Raw genomic sequence first — 19,007 nt, 5'->3', positions numbered from 1 at the left:
GCCTCCGGAGAGGCCCTACCCCGCGCGGCGCTGCGGCGGCTGGGGCACCGGGCGGCGCGGCGGGAAGACCTCGGAGGGCTTCGGCGCCGGGCGCTCGGACGGCGGCACGGGGCGGGCCGGGGCCGGCGGCGCCTTCGGCTTGTCCGGCTCGGCGGCGCGCCCGCCGGGCAGGGCGAGCAGCCTGCTGCGGGGCGCCGGGGCGGTCGCGTGCACGGCGCGTCCGGCGAGCCGGGCGCGCACCGAGCGCTCCGCGATCATCTGGCAGCGCTCCAGGAGGGCCGCGGCGACCGGGCCGCCGCGCAGGGCGCGCAGCGCGGCCAGGTCCTCGGGGAGCGGGTCGTATCCGGCGGCCAGGGCGTCCTGGAGGAGCTCCAGATAGCCGGTGAGGGAGCCGGGAAGGGCGTCGCGGTAGCGGACGAGGTCGGCGAGGAGGAAGGCGCGCAGCCGTCCGGCCTCGGCGACGGCCTCGTCCACGCTGCCCGCCAGCCGCAGGCAGTCCTGGACATCCTCGTCGGGCAGGGGCGCGGGGTGCAGCGCGAAGGCGAGGGCGCGTCGGAGCACTCGCAGCTCGTCCGCGCTGAAGGCCATACCGCCGCGTGATCCGTAGGGCGTGGGCATGACGCGACAATACGTGCTAAAGGGACAAAATCGGCTTAACTGGTCGTCGGTGGCGCGGCGGCCCCGGAGCGTCGTCACCCCCGGAGCCGCCGGTCAGAGGCCCTTCGCTACAGCCGGGACACGTTGCGCTCGTACACCAGGCGGAGCCCGATGAGGGTCAGCCAGGGCTCGTGCTCGTCGATGACGGAGGACTCGCCCAGCACCATCGGAGCAAGGCCGCCCGTCGCGATGACGGTGACGTCGTCCGGGTCGGCCGCCAGCTCCTTCTTCATCCGCTCCACGACCCCGTCGACCTGGCCGGCGAAGCCGTAGATGATGCCCGCCTGCATGGCCTCGACGGTGTTCTTGCCGATGACGCTGCGCGGCCGGGCCAGCTCGATCTTGCGGAGCTGGGCGCCCTTGACGCCCAGCGCCTCGACGGAGATCTCGATGCCGGGCGCGATGACACCGCCGGTGTACTCGCCCCGGGCCGAGACCGCGTCGAAGGTGGTGGCCGTGCCGAAGTCGACCACGATCGCCGGACCGCCGTACAGGTCGACGGCGGCGACCGCGTTGATGATGCGGTCCGCGCCGACCTCCTTCGGGTTGTCCATCAGGATCGGCACCCCGGTCTTGATGCCCGGCTCCACGAGCACGGCGGGGACGTCGCCGTAGTAGCGGCGGGTCACCTCGCGCAGCTCGTGCAGCACGGCCGGGACCGTGGAGCAGATCGCGATGCCCTCGATGCCGTCGCCCAGCTCCATGCCGAGCAGCGGGTGCATGCCCATGAGGCCCTGGAGCAGTACGGCGAGCTCGTCGGCGGTGCGGCGGGCGTCCGTGGAGATCCGCCAGTGCTCGACGATCTCCTCGCCGTCGAACAGGCCGAGGACGGTGTGGGTGTTCCCGACGTCGATGGTGAGCAGCATCAGGCGCCGGCCCCGTCGGTGTCGCGGAAGTCCAGGCCGATGTCCAGGATCGGCGAGGAGTGGGTCAGCGCGCCCACGGCCAGGTAGTCGACCCCGGCCTCCGCGTAGGCGCGGGCCGAGTCGAGGGTGAGCCGGCCGGAGGACTCCAGGAAGGCGCGGCCGCCGGTCAGGGCGACCGCCTCGGCGGTCTCGGACGGGGTGAAGTTGTCCAGCAGGATCAGGTCGGCGCCCGCCTCCAGGACCTCGGCGACCTGGTCCATCGTGTCGACCTCGACCTCGATCGGCAGCTCCGGGAACTCCTCCCTGACCCGCTTGAACGCCTCGGCGACCCCGCCCGCCGCGATGACGTGGTTGTCCTTGACCAGCGCGGCGTCGGACAGCGAGAACCGGTGGTTGACGCCGCCGCCGCAGCGCACCGCGTACTTCTCCAGGGCGCGCAGCCCCGGAGTCGTCTTGCGGGTGTCCCGGACCTCGGCCTTGGTGCCCTCCAGCACATCGGCCCAGGCGCGGGTGGCGGTGGCGATGCCGGAGAGGCGGCAGAGGAGGTTGAGGGCGCTGCGCTCGCCGGTGAGGAGGTCGCGGGTGCGGGTGGTGACGGTCAGCAGCTTCTGGCCGGGGGCGACGCGGTCGCCGTCCTCGACATGCCGCTCGACCTCGAACTCGGAGGTGCAGACGATCGACAGGACCGCCTCCGCCACGCGCAGCCCGGCCACCACACCGGCCTCGCGGGCGGTGAAGTCACCGGTGGCCATGGCGTCCTCGGCGACGGTGGCGACGGTCGTGACGTCCACCCCGCCGTCCAGGTCCTCGGCGATGGCGAGGTGCGCGATGTCCTCGACCTGGATCGGGTCCAGGCCGGATTCGGCGAGGAGCTGGGCGAGCGCGGGGTCGAGCCCGCACTCCTCGTACTCCTCGTCGCCGCCGCAGCCGCAGCCGTCCCCGCAGCCGCCCGCGGCGGGGGCGGGCGCACCGACCCGGATCAGCGGTACGTCCACGGGAGTGGGGCGCGGATTCTCTTCGGGCGTGCTCACGGTTACGGCTCCTCGGGAGTGGGGTGGGTGGTGCTCGTCGCTGCGCAGTCTGGTGCCCCGGGCGCGTCCACGGGCCCGAATGCCTCGGTATCCGTCCGACGGAGGACGAGACCGCCGTCCGGACCGAGCCGTACGACGAGGTGGCGGTGCCAGTTCGCGTCGTCGCGCTCGGGCCGGTCCTCGCGCCAGTGGCAGCCTCGGGTCTCCTCGCGGGCGCGGGCGGCGGCGACCAGGGCCCGGGCGACGAGCAGCAGGTTGGTGGCCTCCCACGCCTCGACGCCGGGCACCGCGGGCTTCGCCTCGGCCGCCCCGGTCGCGCGGGCGCCGAGCCGCAGCTCCTCCAGCTCGGCGGCGGCGGTGGCCAGGCTCTCGGCGGAGCGCAGCACCCCGGCGCCCCTGCTCATGGCGCGCTGGATCGTGAGCCGGGTCTCGGGGGCGAGGAGCGGGGCGGGCGTCCCGTCGGGTCCGACGGCCTCGCCGGAGCGGGGGCGGTCGCCGACGATGTCGGCGGCGATGCGCTCGGCGAAGACGAGTCCTTCGAGCAGCGAGTTGGACGCCAGCCGGTTCGCGCCGTGCACCCCGGTGCAGGCGACCTCGCCGCAGGCGTACAGGCCGGGGACGGTCGTACGGCCCCGCAGGTCGGTGCGGACGCCGCCGGACGCGTAGTGCGCGGCGGGCGCGATGGGGATGGGCTCGGTGACCGGGTCGATGCCGTGGGACCGGCAGGCGGCCAGGATCGTCGGGAAGCGGTTCTCCCACATCTCGGCGCCGAAGTGGCGGCCGTCGAGGTACATGTGGTCGGTGCCGTTGAGCTGCATCTGGCGCGTGATGCCCTTGGCGACGATGTCGCGCGGGGCCAGCTCCGCCAGTTCGTGCTGCCCGAGCATGAAGCGCGTACCGGAGGCGTCGACCAGGTGGGCGCCCTCGCCGCGTACGGCTTCGGAGACCAGCGGCTGCTGGCCCTCGGAGCCGGCGCCGAGGAAGAGCACGGTGGGGTGGAACTGGACGAACTCCACGTCCGAGACCTCCGCGCCGGCCCGCAGCGCGAGCGCCACGCCGTCGGCGGTGGAGACCGAGGGGTTGGTGGTGGCGGCGAAGACCTGGCCCATGCCGCCGGTGGCCAGGACCACGGCCGGGGCGTTGACCGCGCCGACGCCGTCGTGCTGGCCCTCGCCCATGACGTGCAGGGTGACCCCGGCGGTACGGCCTTCGGCGTCGGTGAGGAGGTCGAGCACGAGGGCGTTCTCGATGGTGTGCAGGGCGGCCGTGCGGACCGCCTCCACCAGGGCGCGGGAGACCTCGGCGCCGGTCGCGTCGCCGCCCGCGTGGACGATGCGGCGGCGGTGGTGGCCGCCCTCGCGGGTGAGGGCGACGGAGCCGTCCTCGACGGTGTCGAAGCGGGCGCCGGTCTCCATCAGGCGGCGCACCGCGCCCGGGCCGTCGGTGACCAGGGCCCGCACCGCGGACTCGTCGCAGAGGCCGACGCCGGCGACCAGGGTGTCGTCCAGGTGCTGTTCGGGGGTGTCGCCCTCGCCGAGTGCCGCCGCGATGCCGCCCTGGGCCCAGCGGGTGGAACCGGCGTCCAGGCGGGCCTTGGTCACCACGACGGTGGCGAGGCCCGCGGCGGCGCAGCGCAGGGCGGTGGTGAGCCCGGCGACGCCGGAGCCGACGACCACCACGTCGGCGTCGATGGACCAGCCGGGTGCGGGGGCTGTCAGCCGTATTCCGGTCACGGGGTCACTCCGAAGGTGAGGGGGATGTTGTCGATGAGGCGGGTGGCGCCGACCCGGGCGGCGACGGCGAGGATGGCCTCACCGGCCGCGCGGTCGTCGGGGATCTCGGTGAAGTCGGCCGGGTCCACGAGCGCCACGTAGTCCAGGGCGAGCGGCGGGCTCGCGGCCTCCGCCTCCTCCAGGACCGTGCGGGCGGCGGCGCGCACGGCGGCCGGTCCGGCGTCCGGGCGGGCCCGGGCCACCGCCTGGGCGTCGGCCGCGAGGCGGGCCTCGCCGAGCCGGTTGAGCCCGGCGGCCCGGTCCTCGGTGGCGCCGGTGGCCTGTGCGCGGGCGTGCAGGGCGGTCTGGGCGGCGAGCCGGTCGCGGGCCGCGAACAGGGCCCGGGACAAGGCCAGCGCGGTGCGGCGCTCATGGGTGTCGAGGAAGCGGTTGCGGCTGGACAGCGCGAGGCCGTCCGGCTCCCGGACCGTCTCGACGCCGTTGATCTCGACCGGGAAGTTGAGGTCCCGCACCATGCGCCGGATCAGGGCGAGCTGCTGGGCGTCCTTCTGCCCGAAGAACGCGGTGTCCGGGCGGGTGAGGTGGAGCAGCTTGGCGACGACGGTGAGCATGCCGTCGAAGTGGCCGGGGCGCGAGGCCCCCTCCAGCCGCTCGCCCATCGGGCCCGCCGAGATCCGGACCTGCGGCTCGCCGCCCGGATAGACCTCGTCCACGGACGGCGCGAAGACCACGTCGGCGCCGGCCGCGCCGGCCACCGCGAGGTCGGCGTCGAGCGTGCGCGGGTAGCGGTCGAGGTCGGCCGCCTCGCCGAACTGGAGCGGGTTGACGAAGACGGTGACGACGACCTGCCCGGCGGGGCCCGCGTGGGCGCGGGCGGCGCGGATGAGCGAGGCGTGGCCCTCGTGCAGGGCGCCCATCGTCATGACGACGGCCCGCCGCCCCTCGGGGGCGTACGCGTGCAGCTCGGCTGCGGTGTGCAGCACGGCCGGGGTGGATGTGGTGACGGTCATCAGGACTCCTCCGGTCCGCTGCCGTGGGAGCCGGGCCGCGACGGGCCGGACGCGCCGTCCGCCAGGGCGTCGAGCAGGTCCTCGGCCAGCTCCGGCTTGAGCAGGCCGTGGGCGAGGGCGCGGTCCGCCGTGGCGCGGGCCATCGCCACGTAACCGGCGACCGTCTGCGGGGCGTGGGCGCGCAGCTCGCCCAGGTGTGCGGTGACCGTGCCGGCGTCGCCGCGCGCGACCGGTCCTGTGAGCGCCGCGTCGCCGGAGCGCAGGGCGTTGTCCAGGGCGGCGCCGAGCAGGGGGCCGAGCATCCGGTCGGGGGCGGTGACCCCGGCGGTGCGCAGCAGCTCCATCGACTGGGCGACCAGGGTGACCAGGTGGTTCGCGCCGAGGGCGAGGGCCGCGTGGTAGAGCGGACGGGACTCCTCCGCGATCCACTCCGGTTCGCCGCCCATCTCGATGACCAGCGCCTCGGCGGCGAGCCGCAGCTCGTCGGGGGCGGTGACCCCGAAGGAGCAGCCGGCCAGCCGCTGGACGTCCACGGAGGTGCCGGTGAACGTCATCGCGGGGTGCAGCGCGAGCGGCAGGGCGCCGGCCCGGCGCGCGGGGTCCAGCACCTTCGTCCCGTACCGCCCGGAGGTGTGCACGAGGAGCTGTCCGGGGCGGACCGCCCCGGTCTCGGCCAGGCCCTCGACCAGCCCGGGGAGGGCGTCGTCGGGGACGGTCAGCAGGACGAGCTCGGCGCGCGCGAAGACGTCGGCGGGCGTCACGAGCGGGACGTCGGGGAGGAGGTCGGCGGCGCGCCGTCGCGAGGCGTCGGAGACTCCGGAGACGGCGACCGGGCGGTGCCCGGCGAGGGCGAGGGAGGCGGCCAGGGCGGGGCCGACACGGCCCGCCCCCACCACGCCGACGGTCAGCCGGGCGGGGCGGTCCCTGGCGTCGAGCGGGTCCTTGGGAGCTGTTGCGTTCACACTGCGGGCCTTCCGTTCCAGTCCGCGGGGGGTACCGGACGATTCCCTTGCATGCTACGCCAGCGGCCGCCCCGCCCTCCCGGCTTGTCCACAGCCTGTGGATACCGCTCCGGGCGGCCCCTGGAAACGCGGTGGGCAGGTCCGGCGTTCTGCGTGATGATCGTCCCATGGCAGACATGAACACGCAGGTGACGGACGGGACGGCGGAGCCGGACAGCGAGGAGGCGGCGCGGCTGCGCAGGCTCACCGCATGGCGGCGAGCCGGGCGCGCCCTGTCCCGTCTCCCGCAGGACCGCACGCTCGGCGAGCAGCTGGCCGCCCTGGCGGCGGACGCCGGGACGGTCACCGACCCGGGGCTCCCCGCGGACATCTACGGGGACGGGGTCGTCGGCGAGCTGGAGCAGCGGGTCGCCGGGCTGCTGGGCACGGAGGCCGCCGTGTTCTTCCCGACCGGGACCATGGCCCAGCAGGTGGCGCTGCGCTGCTGGGCCGCCCGCACCGGCAACCCCGTCGTCGCCCTGCACCCGCTCGCCCACCCGGAGGTGCACGAGAGCGGCGCCCTGGGGACGGTGAGCGGGCTGCGCACGGTCCACCCGACGACCGACCCGAGGCTACCGACCGCCGAGGAGGTCCGCGACTTCCCGGAGCCCTTCGGCACCCTGATGCTGGAGCTGCCGCTGCGGGACGCCGGATTCCTGCTGCCCACCTGGGAGGAGCTGGAGGCCGTGGTGGCCGCCGCCCGGGAGCGGGACGCCGTCGTCCACTTCGACGGGGCCCGGCTGTGGGAGTGCGCGACGCGCTTCGGGCGCGGGCTGCCGGAGATCGCGGCGCTCGCGGACAGCGTGTACGTGTCGTTCTACAAGTCCCTGGGCGGGATCTCCGGGGCCGTGCTCGCCGGTTCCGCCTCGCTGGTCGAGGAGGCCCGCCTCTGGCGGCACCGGTACGGGGGTCAGCTCTTCCAGCAGTTCCCGGCGGCGGTCGCGGCCCTGGCCGGGCTCGACCGGGAGCTGCCGAAGCTGCCGTCGTACGTGGCGCACGCGAAGGTGGTCGCCGGGGCGCTGGCCGAGGGGTTCGAGGCGGCCGGCGCGGGCTGGTTCCGGGTGCATCCGGAGGTGCCGCACACGCACCAGTTCCAGGTGTGGCTGCCGTACGACGCGGACGTGCTGACGGAGGCATCGGTGCGGCAGGCGGAGGAGACGGGCACGGTGCTCTTCCGCCGCTGGTTCACCCCGGACGCGGGGGCGCCGGGGGTGGCGTTCACGGAGGTCACGGTGACGGAGGCCGGGCTGGAGTGGAGCGCGGACGAGGTACGGGACGCGGTGGCCGCGTTCCTGGAGCGGCTGGAAGGCACCATGGAGCGGTGAGCGTCACCATCGGCATCGCGGGGCTCGACCCCGAGCGCATCGTCTTCCGGACCTCCCCGCTCGTGGAGCTGGGCGTCGCGCTGCACGCCCTCTCCGAGCCGGGCCACCACCCGGGCCTGCACGGCTGGGCCACGGCCACCGCCACGGCCCTGGAGCCGGATCTCGCCGACCGGCTGCACGAGGCGGAGTTCCTGTGGCGGAACACCTTCTCGGACATCTTCATGCCGTCCGCCGGGGTCGTCGGGGGCGACGGCCTGCCGGGCGACAGCCTCGCCGCCGAGCTGGACATCCTGGACCGGCTCGACGACGACCGGTTCGTCTCCGCCGCCCTGGAGTTCACCTGCGCCGCGTTCTACGGGACCGGCGCGGCCTCCCCGCTGCGCAACACCGACGCGCGCGGCCGGGCGCTGGAGATGGCGGCGGCGCGCGGCCCGCGCCAGGTGGACTTCACCGAGCGGCTGCTGGCCGACCCGGCTCCCGTACGCCGCTGGCTGCGCCGCCTGTTCGAGGACTGCGACCAGGCGTTCTTCGCGGACACCTGGGAGCGGACGCGCGTCCAGCTGGTGGCGGACGCGCGGCACAAGACGGACCTGCTGCGGCGCAAGGGGCTCGCCGAGGCGATACGGGCGGTCTCCCCCGCGCTCTCGCTCGACGCGGACGGCGGCCGGATCAGCGTCGACAAGCTGGCCGAGGGGGCGACCACCGCGACGGACCCCGCCATCGGCCCCGGGCTCACGTTCATCCCGACCAGCTTCGGCTGGCCGCATCTGATGGTGCTGCACGCCCCGGGCTGGCGTCCGGTGATCCACTACCCGGTGCACCGGCCGGAGCTGCCCGCGCCCGCGTCGGTGGAGCTGCTCCAGCTGCGGCTGGAGGCGCTGGCGCACCCGATGCGGATGCGGCTGTGCCGGAACATCGCGCGTTCCCCGTACACCACCGGTGAACTCGCCGACACGAACGGGATCACCGCGCCCGAGGTCTCCCGCCATCTTTCCGTGCTCAAGAAGGCCGGTCTGGTCACGACCCGGCGCCGGGGCCGGTACGTGCTGCACCAGCTGGACCTGACCGTGGTGGCCCGGCTCGGCAGCGACTTCCTGGAAGGGATCCTGCGCTAGGGCTGCTTGCTCAGCCCGCGCCGCCGCCGGCGCGGACCAGGCCCGTCTCGTACGCGAGGACGACGACCTGCACCCGGTCGCGCAGCGACAGCTTGGTGAGGATGCGGCCGACGTGCGTCTTCACGGTCGCCTCGGAGAGCACCAGGCGCCCCGCGATCTCGCCGTTCGACAGGCCCTGCGCGACGAGCAGCATCACCTCGCGCTCGCGTTCGGTCAGCTTGGCGATGTCCTTGTGCTGCGGTTCCGGGGTGCCGCTGGGCAGCATCGGCGAGAACCGGTCGAGCAGCCGGCGGGTGGTGGACGGGGCGACGACCGCGTCCCCGCTGTGCACGGAGCGGATCGCGGCGAGCAGTTCGCCCGGCGGCACGTCCTTCAGCATGAAGCCGCTGGCCCCGGCCTTCAGCCCGGAGAACGCGTACTCGTCCAGGTCGAACGTGGTCAGGATCAGCACCTTCGGCGGGTCGGGCTGGGCGCAGATGCGGCTGGTGGCCTCGACGCCGTCCAGCCGCGGCATGCGGACGTCCATCAGCACCACGTCCACGGCGGTGGCGCGCAGGATGTCGATCGCCTCGGCACCGTCACCGGCCTCGGCGACCACCTCCATGTCGGGCTGGGCGGCGAGCACCATCCGGAAGCCGGTGCGCAGCAGCACCTGGTCGTCGACGAGCATCACGCGGATCGCCATGGGGGCTGTTCTCTCCTCGTTCGTTCAGCGGTCGGCGGCCTTGAGGGGCAGCAGCGCGCTGATCCGGAATCCTCCGCCGGGGCGCGGCCCGGCGTCCAGTGTGCCGCCGACCATGCCGACCCGCTCCCGCATGCCGATCATGCCGTGGCCGGCGCCGTCGGCGCCCCCGTCCTCGTACAGCTCGTGCGCGGCGCCCCGGCCGTCGTCCTCGACCAGCAGGCCGAGCCCGTCGTCGAAGTAGACCAGCCGCACACTGGCCCCGGCATGCGGGCCGCCGTGCTTGCGGGTGTTGGTCAGGGCCTCCTGCACGATGCGGTACGCGGTCAGCTCGACGCCGCTGGGCAGCGGGCGGGCGGTCCCCTCGACCTTGAAGTCCACCGCCAGGCCGGCCTTGCGGACCTGGTCGATCAGCTCCTCGATCTGCTCGACGTCGGGCTGCGGGACGTACTCCCCGCTCTCCTGCGCGTCGCCCGTCCGCAGCACCCCGAGCAGCCGCCGCATCTCCGCGAGCGCCTGGCGGCCGGTGCTGGAGATGGTCTCCAGTGCCTGCCGGGCCTGGTCGGGCGCCGCGTCCATGACGTAGGCGGCGCCGTCGGCCTGGACCACCATCACGGAGACGTTGTGCGCGACGACATCGTGCAGTTCGCGGGCGATACGGGCCCGCTCGGCGGCCACCGCGACCTTCGACTGGGCCTCGCGCTCCCGCTCCAGGCGGGCCGCCCGCTCCTCCAGTTGGTCGAAGTAGGCCCGCCGGGTCCGCATCGAGTCGCCGAGCACCCAGGCCAGCACGAAGGGCACCGTGAGCACGACGACGACGAAGATCGTCTGGGCCCAGTTGCGCGGGTCGCCCTCCTCGTTCGGCCAGCGGAGCTGGGACATCGCGGCCGCGGTCAGGCTGCACGCCAGGGCGAGCCGGGAGGCCCAGCGCTCACCGACGGTCGCCACGGTGAAGGTGATGACGAGCATCGCGAAGTTCGCGACGTTCGGCCGGACGCCGCAGATCAGCTGGAGAACGCCCATCGCGATGGCGAGCAGCAGCATCTTCTCCGGCGCACGGCGGCGCAGCGCGACGACGAGACAGAGCCCCAGGACGACCGGCACGATCGCGATCCGTTCGAGACGGCCGCCGTGCCCGACGTCGCCCACCACGATGGTCATGCCGGAGAGCCCGAGGAGGAAGACAGCCCAGAAGCTGTCGACGCCCGTCGGGTGTCTGCGGATGAAATCGTAGAGGCGTTGCACGTAACCCAGCGTAAAGAAGGCCGGAGGCCGCCGGGTCAACCGGAGGGCCGATCCGGGTCCCCGGACCGTACTCCCCAAGGTGGAGACTGGGCCCGTGACGGATGCGTGGCGTGGGTGGCAGGAGGCGGCGGAGACCGCTCTCTACGGCGACGAGGGCTTCTACCGGCGCCCCGAGGGCCCCGCGGGCCACTTCCGTACCTCTGTGCACGCCTCCCCCCTGTTCGCCGCCGCCGTCGCCCGGCTCCTGGTCCGTACGGCGGCGGAGCTCGGCACCGCCCGGGTGGACCTGGTCGACATGGGCGCCGGGCGCGGGGAACTCGTCACCGGCGTCCTCGCCGCGCTCCCGGCCGAGGGCGGGGCGGATCTCGCGGTGCGCGCGTACGCGGTGGAGCTCGCCGCCCGCCCCGAGGGCCTGGATCCCCGGGTGGAGTGGTGCGCGGCACCGCCGCCGGGGGCGCGCGGGCTGCTCTTCGCCAACGAGTGGCTGGACAATGTGCCGCTCCCCGTCGCGGAGACCGATGCCGAGGGCGTCGAACGGTACGTCGAGGTGCGCGCCTCCGACGGCGCGGAGCGGCTGGGCGCTCCGGTGACCGGGGCGGACGCGGAGTGGCTGCGCCGCTGGTGGCCGTCGGCGGGACCGGGCAGCCGGGCGGAGATCGGCCGCCCGCGCGACGAGGCGTGGGCGGCGGCGGTCTCCACGCTGTCCGCCGGGCTCGCGGTGGCGGTGGACTACGCGCACGTACGCGGGGAACGCCCGCCCTTCGGCACGCTCACCGGCTTCCGCGCGGGCCGCGAGGTCCGGCCGGTCCCGGACGGGAGCTGCGACCTCACCGCCCACGTGGCCCTGGACGCGTGCGCGGCGGCCGCCCCGGACGCGACCGTACGCACCCAGCGCGAGGCCCTGTCCGCCCTGGGCATCACGGGCGGACGCCCGCCTCTGGCCCTGGCGTCGACCGACCCGACGGCGTACCTCCGCGCCCTGTCCACGGCGGGCGAGGCAGCGGAACTGACGGCAAGGGGCGGCCTGGGCGACTTCGGCTGGCTGGAGCAGCGGAAATTCTGAGCCCCCGGCGATCGAGGAGCGGGGTCCGGGGCAGCGCCCCGAGCAACGGCGCGGCACGCAATAATCGCCCCATGACGGAGACGACCATCGGCATCGGCGGCGCAGCCGAAAGCACCGACATGGTGCTCAACATCGGCCCCCAGCACCCCTCCACCCACGGCGTGCTCCGCCTCCGCATCGTCCTGGACGGCGAACGCGTCCAGCACGCCGAACCGGTCGTCGGCTACATGCACCGCGGCGCGGAGAAACTGTTCGAGGCCCGCGACTACCGCCAGATCATCATGCTCGCCAACCGCCACGACTGGCTCTCCGCGTTCTCCAACGAGCTGGGCGTCGTGATGGCCGTCGAGCGGATGCTCGGCATGGAGGTCCCCGAGCGCGCGGTCTGGACCCGCACTCTGCTCGCCGAGCTGAACCGGGTCCTCAACCACCTGATGTTCCTCGGCTCGTACCCGCTGGAACTCGGCGGCATCACCCCCGTGTTCCACGCGTTCCGGGAGCGCGAGGAGCTTCAGGCGGTGATGGAGGAGGTCTCCGGCGGCCGGATGCACTACATGTTCAACCGGGTCGGCGGCCTCAAGGAGGACCTGCCGGCGGGCTGGCTCGGCCGCGCCCGGGACGCCGTCGCCTCGGTCCGCTCCCGGATGGACGTGTACGACGGACTGGTCCTCGGCAACGAGATCTTCCGGGGCCGCACCCGGGGCGTCGGCGTGCTGTCCGCCGAGGCGGTGCACGCGTACGGGGTGTCCGGGCCGATCGCCCGTGCCTCGGGCGTCGACTTCGACCTGAGGCGCGACGAGCCGTATCTCGCGTACGGGGAGCTGCGGGACACCCTGAAGGTCGTCACCCGGACCGAGGGCGACTGCCTGGCCCGGTTCGAATGCCTGCTGGAGCAGACGCACAACGCCCTGGACCTCGCCGACGCCTGCCTCGACCGGATGGCGGACCTCGCGCCGGGGCCCGTCAACCAGCGGCTGCCGAAGGTCCTCAAGGCCCCCGAGGGCCACACGTACGCCTGGACCGAGAACCCGCTCGGCGTCAACGGCTACTACCTGGTGTCCAAGGGCGAGAAGACCCCGTACCGGCTGAAGCTGCGCTCGGCGTCGTTCAACAACATCCAGGCGCTCACCGAACTGCTGCCGGGCACGCTGGTCGCCGACATGGTCGCGATCCTGGGCTCGCTGTTCTTCGTCGTCGGCGACATCGACAAGTAGGGCGCCACCGCCACGTAACGGGCGCCCCCGCGTTACGAGATCGCGCTGCGCAGCTGTGCGACGTCCAGCTGCTCCGTCTCGTCGTGCGCGGTGAGGTCGATGACCTTGCCGACGGCGCGGTCCTCCGGCGCGTCCGGGCGGTGCGCGGCCAGGACCTCCTCGCCGACCACGTCGGCCAGGTCCTCGTTCTGCACGGACTCGATGGCGGCGCGCTCGGCCGCGGCGGGCACGGCCTTCTGCGTACCGAAGAAGTCGAAGTTGCCCTGCGGCACCGGCTGGCGGCGCGACCCCGCGTACGGGACGACCGCGCTGGCGGCCGGCACCGGGCGCATCGCGGGCGGCTGAACGGCGGGCCGGGCGGCGGGCAGGGCGTCCTGCGCCTGCTTCTCCTCCCGGGCGCGCTCCGCGAGGTCCCGCTGCGCCTGGTCCGCGATCCGGCGGGCCTTCTGGAGCGCCGCGTTGCGCGGGAGGTCGGCCAGTGCCTGGGCGGCGCGGGCGTAGGAGTCCGGGGTGGGCGTGGAGCGGGCGGGGGGCAGGGCGCGGGCGGGCGCGGACGCCTCGATCGCGAGCTGCCGCCGGCTCTCCAGGACGCTGGCGCGCTCGGTCTCCGCGTTGGCGTACCGGCGCAGCAGCGCGGCGTGTTCGCCCCGCAGCCCGGCCAGCTCGACGCGCTTGCGGCGCAGCTTCGTCTCCAGGCGGGCGCGGATCTCCCGCGCCTCCTCCAGGTCCGCTTCGAGCTCCGCCGCGCGCTCCTCGGCGCGCCACTCGTCGCTCGCCCGGGCGCGCTCCAGCTCGGCGACGCGACGGCCCGCCTCGCGGTCCCAGCCGCGCATGAGGACGGCGCCGGTGACGGCGGCCGCAGCGGCGGCCGCGACCAGCGCGCGCAGGACCATGGTTTCGGTCAGCAGCCAGGCCCCCGCTCCACAGGCCACCGCCGCTCCGGCGACGGCCGAAGGCGGAAGGATTCTGTGCAGTGGTGGCGAATGGCGATGGCGTCCACGGGGCATGGCCCGAAATTTACCGTGTACGCGGCGTACTTGGGGAGCCGCCCGGCAATCTGTGCCCGGCAAGTTACCCGGCGGCTCCCGCTGCCCGATCTCCGGGCGCCTCCCCGGGGGCCTTTCTACTTCTTGATCAGGCCCTTCGACTGGAGATATTCGCGGGCCACATCGGCCGGCTTGGCGCGCTCCGCGTCGACCTTGCGGTTCAGTTGTGCGAGGTCGTCGGTGGTGAGTGCGCCGGTGAGCTTGCCGAGGGCGTCGGCTATCTCCTGGTCGCCGGCGTCCTTCGCGTTCAGGACGGGCAGGACGTTGTCCGCGTTCTGGAGCTTCTTGTCGTCGTCCAGGAACACCAGGTCGTAGGTGTCGAGCACGGCGTCGGTGGTGGTGGTCAGGACGAGCTGGTCCTTGCCGTCCTTCACCGCCTGCTTGGACTGCGGGGTGCCGACGCCCTTCGGGTCGATTCCGGTGACGTCGATGCCGTACGTCTTCTTCAGGCCGGGTGCGCAGAAGGGCCGCACCTCGCACTCGTCGCCCGCCGCGACCTTGACGCCGATCTTCGCCGCGCCGAGATCCGAAAGGGTCTTCAGCTTGTGCTTGTCGGCGAATTCCTTGGTCACCGCGAACGCGTTCTGGTCGACGGCCTTCCCGGCCGGAAGGACCTTCAGTCCGCGCGGCTCGGCGAGCTTCTTCAGGGCGGCGACGGTGGCGGCGGTGTCGCCCGAGGCGACGGGCTTCGACTCGGCGGCCTTCGCCCCGTTCACCTTCGCGTTGAGGAATTCCGCGATCGTCGCCGCGTATTCCGGTACGACGTCGATCTCGCCCTTCTCCAGGGAGGGTTCGTACAGCTCGCGGTTCTTCACGGTGGTGACCGAGGTGCTGTATCCGGCGTCCCCGAGGACCTGCGCGTACAGCTCGGCGAGCACCTTGGACTCGGTGAAGGCGGCGGCGCCGACGACCAGCGAGCCCTTCTTGCCGGAGTCCTGGCCTCCGGCCGGGGCGCCCTTGTCCTTCTCCAGGCTGTCCCCGCCGCACGCGGCGAGCGAGCCCGCCAGCGCGAGGATGCCGATGACGGCGCCGGCCATGCGTGAGGTGCTGGTCATGTTCTTCTCCGTCCACGGCGGCGAGGCCGTATGTGACAAGTGGTGCGTATGCGACAGGATTTACGGGTGGGGCGAGCCGCTGTCCCTACGCGGTCCGGCGGCGGCGCAGCGGGGACAGCAGGCGGTCGACGGCCACCAGGACCGCCTCCACGAGCAGGGCGAGCACGGCGACCAGCAGGGCCCCCGCCACCACCTGCGCGGTGTCGTACGTGTTGAAACCGGCGGTGATGATGCGGCCGAGGCCGCCCTGGCCGACCATGGCCGCGATGGTCGCCGTGGCCACCACCTGGACGGCGGCCGACCGCAGCCCGGTCATGATCAGCGGGTAGGCGAGGGGGAGCTCGACGCGCAGGAAGAGCTGGCCGCCCGACATGCCCATCCCGCGCGCCGCCTCCGCCACCGAGCGGTCCACCTCGGTCATCCCCACGTAGGCGTTGGTCAGCAGCGGCGGCACGGCGAACAGCACCAGGGCGATGATCGTCGGTATGTACCCCGCGTTGCGCAGGGGCGAGACCATGAAGAGGGCCAGCACCGCGAAGACCGGCACCGCGCGCCCCACGTTGGCCAGGTTGACCGCGAGGGCGCCGCCCTTCCTGATGTGGCCCAGGTACAGCGCGAGGGGCAGGGCGATGGCGCAGGCCAGGGCGAGGGCGACCCCGCTGACGTACAGATGCTCGCTCAGCCGGTGGCCGGCCCCGCTCTCCCCCGACCAGTTGGCACCGGTGGTGAGCCAGGTCCAGGCGTCCCCGAGAACTCCCATGTCAGACCGCCTCCGCCTTCGCCGGGCCGGATGCGGCGGCACGTATGCGCGTCCAGGGCGTCAGCAGCCGCTGCACCCCGAGCAGCAGCAGGTCCGCGACGACCGCGAGCAGCACGCAGAGCACCGAGGCGGCCAGCACCTGGGCCTTGAAGAAGCTCGGCAGCGCGTCCTCGATGAGATTGCCCAGGCCGCCCCGGCCGACGATGGAACCGACCGTGGTCAGCGCGATCGTGGACACCGTGGCGATCCGTATCCCCGCCATCAGCGCGGGCAGCGCGAGCGGCAGCTCCACCTCCCACAGCAGGCGGACCGGCCCGTAGCCCATGCCGTGCGCGGCCTCCTTCGCCTCCTCGGGCACCGCTTCCAGGCCCGCCAGGATGTTGCGTACGAGGATGGTCAGCGAATACAGCACGAGCCCGGTGACCACCAGGGCGGCGGACAGCCCGAAGAAGGGCAGCAGCAGCGAGAACATCGCGAGCGACGGCACCGTGTAGAGCACCGTCGTCAGCCCGAGGACCGGCCCGGCGAATCCGCGGCCCCTGCGTGCGAGGAGCGCCAGCGGGAAGGCGACGGCCACACCGATCACGACCGAGACGGCGGTGATCCAGATGTGCTGGACGGTGGCGTCCGTCAACTCCTGGCTCCGGGAACGGAGATACTCCCCGCAGATCCAGTCGTTCGTCACCAGGCAGTTCTGTCCGGCCATCCGTCCCCCCACCTCCCGTTCGCTTTCTCGTACTGATGTCCGGCGAGCCTATCCTCGACCACTGACAATCGCCGGAGCCGTTGTGTTCCAGCAACATGTCCTTCACAGAACACCCGCGACAATGGGGAACCATGATCCGTTTCGAGCACGTCACCAAGCGGTATGCGGACGGCACCACCGCCGTCGACGACCTTTCCTTCGAGGTCGCCGAGGGTGAACTGGTCACGCTCGTCGGACCGTCGGGATGCGGCAAGACGACCACCATGAAGATGGTCAACCGGCTGATCGAACCGACCGAGGGCCGGATATTCCTCGACGGGGACGACATATCCGCCATCGACCCCGTGCAACTGCGCCGCCGCATCGGCTATGTGATCCAGCAAGTAGGCCTCTTCCCGCACAAGACGGTCCTGGAGAACACCGCCACCGTTCCCCATCTCCTCGGCTGGAAACGCCAAAAGGGCCGCGCCCGCGCCGCGGAACTCCTCGACCTCGTCGGACTCGATCCTTCCGTTTATGGCGACCGCTATCCCGAACAGCTCTCCGGCGGCCAGCGCCAACGCGTCGGCGTCGCACGGGCGCTGGCCGCCGACCCGCCGGTCCTGCTGATGGACGAGCCGTTCGGCGCGGTCGACCCCGTGGTCCGCGAGCACCTTCAGAACGAATTCCTGAAGCTTCAGGAACAGGTCCGCAAAACCGTCCTGTTCGTCACCCACGACATCGAGGAAGCGGTCCGTCTCGGCGACCGCATCGCCGTTTACGGGCAGGGCTCGATCGAGCAGTTCGACACCCCCGCGACCGTGCTCGGCGCCCCCGCCAACGCCTATGTCGCCGACTTCGTGGGCGCCGACCGGGGCCTCAAGCGGCTCTCGGTCACCCCCGTCGAGGAGAGCGACCTCGACCGCCCGCCCGTCGTCCACCTGGACGACCCGCTGTCCACCGCGACCGAACGCCTCCGCGCGGAGGGCGCCCGCTGGGCCGTCGTCCTGGACGGCGACGAGCACCTGCACGGCTGGATCCCCGCCGACGACGCGCGCACCGCCAAGGGCACCGTCCGCGACCACGCCCGCCGCATGGAGGCGTGGCTCCCCCTCGGCGCCCCGCTCAAACAGGCCTTCGCCACCATGCTCCAGCACGACGCCGGCTGGATCGCCGTCATCGACGAGGCGGGTGAGGGCCGCTTCCTGGGCGTGCTCACCCCGGCCCGGCTGCACGAGGCGCTGCGCCGCTCGGTCGGCGCGGACGGCCGCGCGGTCCCCCGCGCGGAGGTCGAGGTCGAGAGCGTGGCGGGCGCGGCCGGGCTCTGAGAAGGCGGGGCCGTACGCTCAACTCTCGCTCAGCCGACTGCTCAGCCACTCCAGCGCCGCCGGGATCTCCCGGCGCCAGGTGTTGAAGTTGTGCCCGCCGCTGTCCAGCACGATCGAGGAGACCTGCGCGGGCTGCTTCACCTTGGCGACGAACTTCTGCGTGTCGGCGTAGTTCGCCTCACCGTGGCGCGAGGTCGTCACCAGGAACGAGGAGTCCGGCTGCGGCCGGTTGTCCAGCGTCCACAGCAGGTCCGCCCGGTGCCGCGCCGCCCGGTCGCCGTGGAAGAGGTCACCGGTCGTCGGGTCCTCGGCCGCCTTGTAGTACGCGGAGAGCCCCGCGCTCGCGGCGTACCGGCCCGGGTGGTGCAGCCCGATCTTCAACGCGCAGTAGCCGCCCGTCGAGTTGCCGATGATGCCCCAGTTACGTGCCCGCTTGCCGACCCGGTACCCGGCCGACACCGCCCGGGGCACGTCCTCCGCGAAGAACGTCTCCGTCTTGGGGCCGCCCTTTATGTCCACGCACTCGGTGTCCCGGGGCGGCGCCACGGTCGGACGCAGCATCACCAGGACCATCGGCTGCGCCCGTCCGGCCTTCACCCGTTCGTGTGCCGTACGCGGATAGCGCAGCCCCTTGATCAGGTTCTCCGAGGTGCCCGGGTAGCCGGTGAGCACCACCACCGCCGGGAACTTCCGCCGGGCGAACGCCGGCTGGAAGTACTCCGGCGGCAGATAGACGTACGCCGAACTCTCGATGCCCGAGTGCTTCCCCGCGATCACGACCTTGTCGATCCGGCCGCCCATCCTCGGCAGCGCCCCGCCCGGCACGTCGGGCCGCTGCGTGCCCACCCGGACGATGTTCTTCGCGGCCAGCGTCCCGGCGGCATGGTCGGTGACCACGCCCAGCTCCTGCTTGCGGCCGAACAGGTCGGCCCAGGAGCCGTAGAAGAGGAAGCTGTTGTTGGCCAGCAGGCCGACCGTGGCGAACACCGCCACCTGGGTCGCGAGCAGCATGCCCACCCGGCCGGCCACCGCGGGCGCACTGCGCCGGGCGAGCCTCGGCCAGCACCAGACGGTGAGGGTGAACAGCACGACGGCCACCACGATCGCGAGGATCAGCAGAGGCTTGCCCGTAAGGCCCATGACCGGTGAACTTTCTGTCAGGAAATTTCCGGGCAGCGGGTGAACCCGCGG

General features: G+C 73.3%; 18 protein-coding genes. 5 read left to right on the top strand and 13 right to left on the bottom strand.

Going from position 1 to position 19,007, the window contains the following annotated elements; genetic code table 11:
* Positions 1-15: 15 nt before the first annotated feature.
* The 6 genes from AMK18_RS22530 to AMK18_RS22505 form a co-directional block, all read right to left on the bottom strand.
* The gene (locus AMK18_RS22530) at positions 16-588 is read right to left on the bottom strand and encodes a hypothetical protein (RefSeq protein WP_018102268.1); all 573 of its coding nucleotides are present in this window, start codon (positions 586-588) and stop codon (positions 16-18) included.
* 137 nt (positions 589-725) lie between these two features.
* Positions 726-1,523: a type III pantothenate kinase gene (locus AMK18_RS22525; protein ID WP_018102267.1), complete on the bottom strand. Its 798-nt coding sequence runs from the start codon at positions 1,521-1,523 to the stop codon at positions 726-728.
* Positions 1,523-2,554, bottom strand: a complete 1,032-nt coding sequence (gene nadC, locus AMK18_RS22520; RefSeq protein WP_037785817.1) for a carboxylating nicotinate-nucleotide diphosphorylase — start codon at positions 2,552-2,554, stop codon at positions 1,523-1,525. The genes AMK18_RS22525 and nadC overlap by 1 nt, the downstream gene beginning before the upstream one ends.
* 2 nt (positions 2,555-2,556) lie before the next feature.
* Positions 2,557-4,287, bottom strand: coding sequence for an L-aspartate oxidase (locus AMK18_RS22515; RefSeq protein ID WP_073864172.1), 1,731 nt, complete (start codon positions 4,285-4,287; stop codon positions 2,557-2,559).
* Positions 4,284-5,297 (bottom strand): pantoate--beta-alanine ligase, encoded by a 1,014-nt coding sequence (panC, locus tag AMK18_RS22510; RefSeq protein WP_073864170.1) that lies wholly within the window; start codon positions 5,295-5,297, stop codon positions 4,284-4,286. The genes AMK18_RS22515 and panC overlap by 4 nt, the downstream gene beginning before the upstream one ends.
* On the bottom strand, positions 5,297-6,259 hold the full coding sequence (locus AMK18_RS22505; protein ID WP_018102263.1) for a Rossmann-like and DUF2520 domain-containing protein: 963 nt from the start codon (positions 6,257-6,259) through the stop codon (positions 5,297-5,299). The genes panC and AMK18_RS22505 overlap by 1 nt, the downstream gene beginning before the upstream one ends.
* Before the next feature lie 167 nt (positions 6,260-6,426).
* Between AMK18_RS22505 and AMK18_RS22500 the strand changes: the two genes are divergently transcribed.
* Together AMK18_RS22500 and AMK18_RS22495 are read left to right on the top strand one after the other, a co-directional pair.
* Positions 6,427-7,623 (top strand): threonine aldolase family protein, encoded by a 1,197-nt coding sequence (locus tag AMK18_RS22500; RefSeq protein WP_018102262.1) that lies wholly within the window; start codon positions 6,427-6,429, stop codon positions 7,621-7,623.
* Positions 7,620-8,738, top strand: a complete 1,119-nt coding sequence (locus AMK18_RS22495) for a DUF5937 family protein (protein WP_073864169.1) — start codon at positions 7,620-7,622, stop codon at positions 8,736-8,738. The genes AMK18_RS22500 and AMK18_RS22495 overlap by 4 nt, the downstream gene beginning before the upstream one ends.
* A gap of 10 nt (positions 8,739-8,748) precedes the next feature.
* On the opposite strand, the gene AMK18_RS22490 is transcribed toward AMK18_RS22495, so the two are convergent.
* On the bottom strand, positions 8,749-9,423 hold the full coding sequence (locus tag AMK18_RS22490; protein WP_018102260.1) for a response regulator: 675 nt from the start codon (positions 9,421-9,423) through the stop codon (positions 8,749-8,751).
* Between the two features lie 24 nt (positions 9,424-9,447).
* On the bottom strand, positions 9,448-10,665 hold the full coding sequence (locus AMK18_RS22485; RefSeq protein ID WP_026171405.1) for a sensor histidine kinase: 1,218 nt from the start codon (positions 10,663-10,665) through the stop codon (positions 9,448-9,450).
* 94 nt (positions 10,666-10,759) lie between these two features.
* Here AMK18_RS22485 and AMK18_RS22480 point away from each other — a divergent pair, with 94 nt between their 5' ends.
* Together AMK18_RS22480 and AMK18_RS22475 are read left to right on the top strand one after the other, a co-directional pair.
* The gene (locus AMK18_RS22480) at positions 10,760-11,728 is read left to right on the top strand and encodes an SAM-dependent methyltransferase (RefSeq protein WP_073864167.1); all 969 of its coding nucleotides are present in this window, start codon (positions 10,760-10,762) and stop codon (positions 11,726-11,728) included.
* A gap of 71 nt (positions 11,729-11,799) precedes the next feature.
* Entirely contained in the window at positions 11,800-12,942 is a 1,143-nt protein-coding gene (locus AMK18_RS22475) for an NADH-quinone oxidoreductase subunit D (protein ID WP_018102257.1), read from the top strand.
* A gap of 32 nt (positions 12,943-12,974) precedes the next feature.
* Here the strand turns inward: AMK18_RS22475 and AMK18_RS22470 are convergent, their stop codons facing one another.
* From AMK18_RS22470 to AMK18_RS22455, 4 genes are all read right to left on the bottom strand, one after another.
* Complete coding sequence (locus AMK18_RS22470; RefSeq protein WP_026171404.1) at positions 12,975-13,949, bottom strand: hypothetical protein; 975 nt, start codon at positions 13,947-13,949, stop codon at positions 12,975-12,977.
* A 116-nt stretch (positions 13,950-14,065) separates the two neighbouring features.
* On the bottom strand, positions 14,066-15,043 hold the full coding sequence (locus AMK18_RS22465) for an ABC transporter substrate-binding protein (protein WP_018102255.1): 978 nt from the start codon (positions 15,041-15,043) through the stop codon (positions 14,066-14,068).
* Positions 15,044-15,128: 85 nt separating this feature from the next.
* Entirely contained in the window at positions 15,129-15,803 is a 675-nt protein-coding gene (locus AMK18_RS22460) for an ABC transporter permease (RefSeq protein WP_073864166.1), read from the bottom strand.
* A 1-nt stretch (position 15,804) separates the two neighbouring features.
* Positions 15,805-16,509, bottom strand: coding sequence for an ABC transporter permease (locus AMK18_RS22455; RefSeq protein WP_073864164.1), 705 nt, complete (start codon positions 16,507-16,509; stop codon positions 15,805-15,807).
* Positions 16,510-16,640: 131 nt separating this feature from the next.
* On the opposite strand from AMK18_RS22455, the gene AMK18_RS22450 reads away from it, so the two are divergent.
* Positions 16,641-17,816, top strand: a complete 1,176-nt coding sequence (locus AMK18_RS22450) for a betaine/proline/choline family ABC transporter ATP-binding protein (protein ID WP_073864162.1) — start codon at positions 16,641-16,643, stop codon at positions 17,814-17,816.
* A gap of 18 nt (positions 17,817-17,834) precedes the next feature.
* Here the strand turns inward: AMK18_RS22450 and AMK18_RS22445 are convergent, their stop codons facing one another.
* Positions 17,835-18,956 carry an alpha/beta hydrolase gene (locus tag AMK18_RS22445; protein ID WP_073864161.1) on the bottom strand — a complete coding sequence of 374 codons (1,122 nt, stop codon included), beginning with the start codon at positions 18,954-18,956 and terminating at the stop codon, positions 17,835-17,837.
* Positions 18,957-19,007 lie beyond the last annotated feature (51 nt).

Source organism: Streptomyces sp. CB01249 (genome assembly GCF_001905735.1).
In the GTDB taxonomy this organism is placed as follows: domain Bacteria; phylum Actinomycetota; class Actinomycetes; order Streptomycetales; family Streptomycetaceae; genus Streptomyces.
Note: the sequence above shows the minus strand (reverse complement) of the source record. Positions and strands in the feature narration are given on the sequence as shown.

Excerpts from the sequence above, each read along its gene's own strand:
- AMK18_RS22530 (WP_018102268.1), bottom strand. The coding sequence starts at position 588 with ATGGCCTTCAGCGCGGACGAGCTGCGAGTGCTCCGACGCGCCCTCGCC.
- AMK18_RS22525 (WP_018102267.1), bottom strand. The coding sequence starts at position 1,523 with ATGCTGCTCACCATCGACGTCGGGAACACCCACACCGTCCTCGGCCTG.
- panC (WP_073864170.1), bottom strand. The coding sequence starts at position 5,297 with ATGACCGTCACCACATCCACCCCGGCCGTGCTGCACACCGCAGCCGAG.
- AMK18_RS22500 (WP_018102262.1), top strand. The coding sequence starts at position 6,427 with ATGGCAGACATGAACACGCAGGTGACGGACGGGACGGCGGAGCCGGAC.
- AMK18_RS22490 (WP_018102260.1), bottom strand. The coding sequence starts at position 9,423 with ATGGCGATCCGCGTGATGCTCGTCGACGACCAGGTGCTGCTGCGCACC.
- AMK18_RS22475 (WP_018102257.1), top strand. The coding sequence starts at position 11,800 with ATGACGGAGACGACCATCGGCATCGGCGGCGCAGCCGAAAGCACCGAC.
- AMK18_RS22470 (WP_026171404.1), bottom strand. The coding sequence starts at position 13,949 with ATGCCCCGTGGACGCCATCGCCATTCGCCACCACTGCACAGAATCCTT.
- AMK18_RS22465 (WP_018102255.1), bottom strand. The coding sequence starts at position 15,043 with ATGACCAGCACCTCACGCATGGCCGGCGCCGTCATCGGCATCCTCGCG.
- AMK18_RS22460 (WP_073864166.1), bottom strand. The coding sequence starts at position 15,803 with ATGGGAGTTCTCGGGGACGCCTGGACCTGGCTCACCACCGGTGCCAAC.
- AMK18_RS22455 (WP_073864164.1), bottom strand. The coding sequence starts at position 16,509 with ATGGCCGGACAGAACTGCCTGGTGACGAACGACTGGATCTGCGGGGAG.
- AMK18_RS22450 (WP_073864162.1), top strand. The coding sequence starts at position 16,641 with ATGATCCGTTTCGAGCACGTCACCAAGCGGTATGCGGACGGCACCACC.
- AMK18_RS22445 (WP_073864161.1), bottom strand. The coding sequence starts at position 18,956 with ATGGGCCTTACGGGCAAGCCTCTGCTGATCCTCGCGATCGTGGTGGCC.